Annotated in this window: 7 protein-coding genes; 6 read left to right on the top strand and 1 reads right to left on the bottom strand. The window is 48.4% G+C overall.

Going from position 1 to position 4,604, the window contains the following annotated elements; translation table 11 throughout:
* The coding region (locus FJZ26_04400) for a DUF373 family protein (GenBank protein MBM3229644.1) at positions 1-724 on the bottom strand (724 nt) is incomplete at its 3' end.
* A 273-nt stretch (positions 725-997) separates the two neighbouring features.
* Between FJZ26_04400 and FJZ26_04395 the strand changes: the two genes are divergently transcribed.
* The 6 genes from FJZ26_04395 to FJZ26_04370 all read left to right on the top strand — a co-directional run.
* Complete coding sequence (locus FJZ26_04395; GenBank protein MBM3229643.1) at positions 998-1,558, top strand: RNA-binding protein; 561 nt, start codon at positions 998-1,000, stop codon at positions 1,556-1,558.
* An 82-nt stretch (positions 1,559-1,640) separates the two neighbouring features.
* Entirely contained in the window at positions 1,641-1,937 is a 297-nt protein-coding gene (locus FJZ26_04390) for a DNA-directed RNA polymerase subunit L (protein ID MBM3229642.1), read from the top strand.
* A 34-nt stretch (positions 1,938-1,971) separates the two neighbouring features.
* Positions 1,972-3,021 (top strand): hypothetical protein, encoded by a 1,050-nt coding sequence (locus tag FJZ26_04385; protein ID MBM3229641.1) that lies wholly within the window; start codon positions 1,972-1,974, stop codon positions 3,019-3,021.
* Positions 3,022-3,076: 55 nt separating this feature from the next.
* The gene (locus tag FJZ26_04380) at positions 3,077-3,373 is read left to right on the top strand and encodes an MscL family protein (protein ID MBM3229640.1); all 297 of its coding nucleotides are present in this window, start codon (positions 3,077-3,079) and stop codon (positions 3,371-3,373) included.
* 169 nt (positions 3,374-3,542) lie between these two features.
* Complete coding sequence (gene pcn, locus FJZ26_04375; GenBank protein MBM3229639.1) at positions 3,543-4,289, top strand: proliferating cell nuclear antigen (pcna); 747 nt, start codon at positions 3,543-3,545, stop codon at positions 4,287-4,289.
* Positions 4,290-4,316: 27 nt separating this feature from the next.
* A partial coding sequence (locus FJZ26_04370; protein MBM3229638.1) for an acyltransferase occupies positions 4,317-4,604 on the top strand: 288 nt, incomplete at its 3' end.

Here is a 4,604-nt window from a genome sequence, read left to right as displayed (position 1 = left end):
TTGAAAAGCCCTGGAAGCCAAGCCAGGCTGAAATGACCAGAAGAGGTATTGCCGACAGATAAACCACAAGGCTTATGCGCTCGACGTTGAATTGGAAGCCGGAAATCAGGCCAAAAATCTGCTCTTCTATTCCAAACCCTTTTAGGATGAGATAAATGCCAACCACCATGCCGACTGGCTGCCAGCCAAAATTCAGGAAGCTTGAGATTGAAAGCATCAGTATGATTACCGCAGGTATGCCAAAAATCAGCCTTGCGTAATAAGGGTCCTTGAGTTTTTCAAGCAGGACGAAATAGGTCTGCTCAAGCTCTTTTGCCTGTTTCATGACAACGATTTTTACAGAGTCAATCTTGAGCCTTGAGCGGACAATGGGGATTATTTCCTCATCAGACAGGCCGTCAGAGACAAAAACGCACGACTCAGCCCTAAACGAGGCTATCACCTGCTCCAGCTGCTCTGCAACCTCCTTGTCCGCCTCATAGCCAAGCCGCCTTGAGCCAGTCAGGGTGGCGATTTCGGCCTTGTGCTCCTTTGAAAGGTCATCAAAGATGTTTATTGCCTTGAAGATGGCGTTTGCGTCCGTCTCCTCCGGGTCGGCAAGAGCAAGCTTTGAAGCTGCAGCAAGATTTGCCTCCCTGCCAACTATTGGGCCTGATATTTTCACTTTTTCGTAAAGGTCGTTGTCCCTGTCTATGCAAAGCACGAGTATTGGCTTTTTTATCATATGACCACAAAAATGATGGTTTGATTGGTATATCGGATAGGCGAGAATGGCGGTGCAAGGCTATTGTCGGTTTGGCTGGCTTTGTTTGGCCTTGTACTGTTTCCTTTTCCCGCGCCTTCTTGCTTGCCCTGGCTTGCTTTAGTGAAAGATATTTAAATATGTATGCGGAAATTGACATGCTGATTTTACGTCATAAGGTAAAAAGGTAAATGCTGCAAATAGATTATCTGATATAAACTATTGGTGCCAACCAGCACCATCGACGGGAATGACATGAAACGATTTGCCAACCCTGGCCAAGAGATAGGAATTGAAGAGGAGTTTTCCGCAGGCAGCGGCACCTATGTTGAAAACGGCAACATATGCGCAAGCGTGCCTGGCGAGGTTGGCGAGAAGGAAAGGTGCCTGAGCGTCATGAACAGGATAACCCTCAAGGTGGCCATGAAAGGCTCAAAGGTCATTGGAAGGGTTGAAGACGTCATTGAGCCAATTGCACTTGTGCAGGTTTTGGGAGTGGAAGGCGAGGGCGAGAGGTTCACAAAAAGCTCCGACTATGTTGTCCTGCACGCCTCCAAAGTCAAGCGTGACTATGTGAGAAACATACACGATGAGGTCAAGATTGGGGATATCATTCTTGCAAAGATTGACGAAATTAGGGCTGATGACACAAAGCTCACCACAGTCGAGCCTGAACTTGGCGTGGTTAAGGCCTTTTGCTGCAGGTGCCGCCGCCCTCTTGTCCTGAAAAACTTCAACCTTGCCTGCGAAAAGTGCGGCAACAGGGAATACAGGAAGCTTTCAACCAAGTACAGAAATGTTGAGGCTGAATTTTGAGAAAGATGCAGAATTTACAGGATGACGATTGTACAAAGCTTAAAAGAAAAGGCCAAACACTGGTGTTTGAGGGGTTGTTTGCATGAAAATAAATTTCCTGGCAAAGGAGACTAATTACGTTGAAATGGTGATAGAAGGAGAGGAGCACAGCCTGCCAAACGCGCTTCGCGAAATCATTGCGCAGGACTCCGACGTTGAATTCGCAGCATACACGATGGACCACCCACAGATAGCATCGCCAAAGCTGATTGTCAGGACAAAGAACAAAAATGCCCTTTCCGTTATTCGCGAGGCAATAAAGGAGCTTGCAAAGCAGACCGCAAAATTCAAGGATGAATTTGCACAGACAGCCCATGCACCCAGGAAAAAATCAAAGTAGCTGGCTTATTAACATTCTGGGCAAAAGTGGGATAGTGGAAAAACAAGGCCGGCATGGGAGCCAGGCAAGCGCGGGAGAAAAAATGCCGGGCTTCAAAGAACAGTTTGCATCAGCTTGCCTTAAGGCATACAAGTCAAAGGCCCTCTATTATCTTCTTGCAGCAACTTTTTTGCTTTTTCTTTTCACAAGGCACCCGATTTTCGGCCTTGGAGTGGCAATCAGCGTAATCTGCCTCCTTGCAGTCGAGACTGCGGTTGGCGTAAAGGAGGGCGGGTGGAAAAACGAGATAAAGGAGATAGCAGTTGCCATTGTTGCGGCGGTAGTTTTTTGGTACGGGCTTGGCTTTGTCCTTGCCACCCCATCCCCCCTAAATGCAATCGTGTCCTGCTCAATGCTGCCGCAGCTTGAGCGGGGGGACATGGTAATCCTGCAAGGCGGGCAGATAAATGCGCCAAAAATCAGCGCAACGCAAACGCAGGCCGAGGCCCTTTTTGGCAAGGCAGAAGTATATGGCAATGGGGAGTTTCTTGAAAGCGTGGACGGTTCAGTCTACAGCTTTTGCACAAACCCGAATAATGCAAACAGCCAGGCATGCACGCTATTCAGGACAACCCCGGAGCTGGTTGAGGAGAGGAGAGGGGACTTCACTTTCAAGTATTCAAGATGTGAAAGAAAACAGGGGCAGAGGATTTACCAGGTGCCATGCGCAAGCTCGGTGGTCTTTGGCCAAAAGGAGTACAGGACCGAGCTTGAAAATGACATTGTTGTCTATACGCCAAGGAAAAACGAGATATACTGGCTTAGCACAGGCGGCGGGGACATAATCCACAGGGCATTGCTGAAGGTTGACAGCCCGCAGGGGCAGTACCTGCTTACAAAAGGCGACAACAACGAGATATTTGATGCCCAGTATTACAATTTTGCCTACGGGCTTGGCAACCAGCCTGCAAAAGTGGAAGGGCAGTACAAGGGAAAGGTTGTTGTAAGGATACCCTATCTTGGATATCTGAAGCTATTCATATCAGGCCTGCTCAACCCCTCATTTTTCCCAGACCCGCAAGGCTGCGACATGGTGTATGTATAATTTACAAATTAACTGGTTAGTCTAAAGCAATACTTTGACAAATGAAGGTGAGGAGATGGGATTTGTCTCGGAATTCATTGGGTTCATGGATAAACACAAGGTCGTCGGGCTTGCGGTTGCATTCATAATGGGCGCTGCTGCAAACAAGCTTGTAAGCGCGCTTGTCCAGGATATTATTATGCCAGTCGTAGGGGCTATGACTCCCGGGGGAGACTGGAGGTCGGCAGTGTTCTATGTTGGCCCGGTTAGGCTTCTTGTAGGGGATTTTGCCGGCGCCCTTGTGGACTTTGTGATAATTTCCCTGGTCGTTTTCTTGATAGTCAAATACGCGGCAAAAAGCACCCAGGCCTGAATTTGCCTGTCTGGGCGTGTTTTCGGTTTTTGGCAGTTATCCTTATAAAATTCCCCCATCAAAAAGTTGACTGGGAGGAAAGACAGGCGATTAGTCAGCCAAGTGAAAGCACGCTTGGCTCAAATGCTTGCGCCAAAGGCAATTTCCTGCACTTAGGGGAGGTAGTTCTATGTTCTCATTGCTTGTTGAAAACGCAAAAAGCTGGAAGGCTGCGATTGACCCGATTGTCAATCTCATTGATGAGGGGCAGTTTGAGATATCAAAGGATGGCCTGTCGCTTAGGGCAATGGACCCTTCACAAATAGCCATGATTTCATTTTTCATGCCAAAAAGCGCTTTTGTCCAGTATGAGTCAGAGACAGTCTCCAAAATCGGGCTGAACTTTGCTAACCTGACAAAGATACTTGCCCGCACAAGGGACGGGGAGCAGCTTGCCATATCCCAGGAGGACAACAAGCTTTTGCTCAAATTCAGCGCAAACAGGAAAAAAAGGACCTTCAAGGTTCCCCTCATCGACCTGCCTGCAGGGGCTTCAAGGGAGCCCAACATAACCCACGATGCTAAAGTGAAAATCGCAGCCAGGGAGTTCAAGGAGATACTCAAGGATGCAAACCTTGTGTCAACGCATGTGACCCTTGAGGCCACTGACTTGGGCTTTTTTGTGGATGTCAAAGGCGACACGGCGGAGCTTAAGGTGGAAAATGAAAAGACGCCCGAGGCAACCCTTGAAGTTGAGGCAAAAGCAAACGCAAGGGCGACGTTCCCGCTAAAGTATCTTGAGGACATTACAAAGGCATGCCCGGATGACGGGGCAGTGTCCATCCACCTCAAGTCAAACGCGCCTGTGAAAATCGAGTATGAGGCAGAATCAGCAAAGGCAACGTACTACCTTGCCCCAAGGATTGACACTGATTGACGAAATGCAGCTGAAAGGCGCTTGGCCATGAGAAACCTCGTGGAGCACCGCTCCTGCAAATTAAATTCCCTGGCGCAGTGGCACGTGGCAAAAAATCCACTGACAGTCTGCTACAATTTTTGCGTCATGAGCCTGTGCAAGTACATGCCTTTGCTTGGCTTGAAAAATTGGGTTTATCGGAACTTGCTTGGCATGAAGGTTGGGAGGGGAACTGCAATTTCCCCGGGCACCACAATGGACTTTTTTTTCCCGGAGCTTATTGAGATAGGCAGCGATACCATAATCGGGTACAACACACTTGTCCTTACTCATGAG

The sequence above is a fragment of the Candidatus Parvarchaeota archaeon genome (genome assembly GCA_016866895.1).
Taxonomy (GTDB): Archaea; Micrarchaeota; Micrarchaeia; order Anstonellales; family VGKX01; genus VGKX01.
The sequence above is the reverse complement of the archived record's forward strand: the minus strand, read 5'-3'. Positions and strand labels throughout refer to the sequence as shown.

What these genes read in the sequence shown, in the direction of transcription:
- FJZ26_04395 (MBM3229643.1), top strand. Translation starts at nt 998, where the DNA reads ATGAAACGATTTGCCAACCCTGGCCAAGAGATAGGAATTGAAGAGGAG.
- FJZ26_04390 (MBM3229642.1), top strand. Translation starts at nt 1,641, where the DNA reads ATGAAAATAAATTTCCTGGCAAAGGAGACTAATTACGTTGAAATGGTG.
- FJZ26_04380 (MBM3229640.1), top strand. Translation starts at nt 3,077, where the DNA reads ATGGGATTTGTCTCGGAATTCATTGGGTTCATGGATAAACACAAGGTC.
- pcn (MBM3229639.1), top strand. Translation starts at nt 3,543, where the DNA reads ATGTTCTCATTGCTTGTTGAAAACGCAAAAAGCTGGAAGGCTGCGATT.